Origin of the sequence: Brevibacillus borstelensis (assembly GCF_037834415.1) — a bacterium.
GTDB lineage: Bacteria > Bacillota > Bacilli > Brevibacillales > Brevibacillaceae > Brevibacillus > Brevibacillus borstelensis_A.
Window position 1 is genome coordinate 1 of record NZ_JAUMSJ010000134.1, and the last position, 317, is coordinate 317.

Below are 317 nucleotides of genomic sequence, written 5' to 3' on the forward strand. Positions count from 1 at the left end.
AGGCACGATGGGTAAGCCGATCAACCAGGGCTGACGTCATTTGTTCATCTTTGAAAATCTGTGTCCATTCTGTAAATTCTAGATTGCTGGTAATGATCATGCTTCCTTTCTCATAGCGGGCCGCACAAAATTGGAATACTAACTCCGCCCCGGTCCGACTGAGAGGGACAAACCCGACTTCATCCAAAATAATCAAATCTGTTTTCGACCATTGCCTCTCTAGCTGGAGGATTCGCTTTTGGGACTGAGCTTCCATAAGCGCGTTACATATTTTAGCGGCAGTCCAAAACTGGACGGAATAGCCATGATGGCAAGCT

General features: G+C 46.7%; 1 protein-coding gene. It reads right to left on the bottom strand.

Annotation, left to right across the window (positions count from 1 at the left end; all coding sequences use genetic code 11):
* On the bottom strand, positions 1-317 hold a 317-nt coding region (locus tag Q3F21_RS27285; RefSeq protein ID WP_340259752.1), incomplete at both ends, for an ATP-binding protein.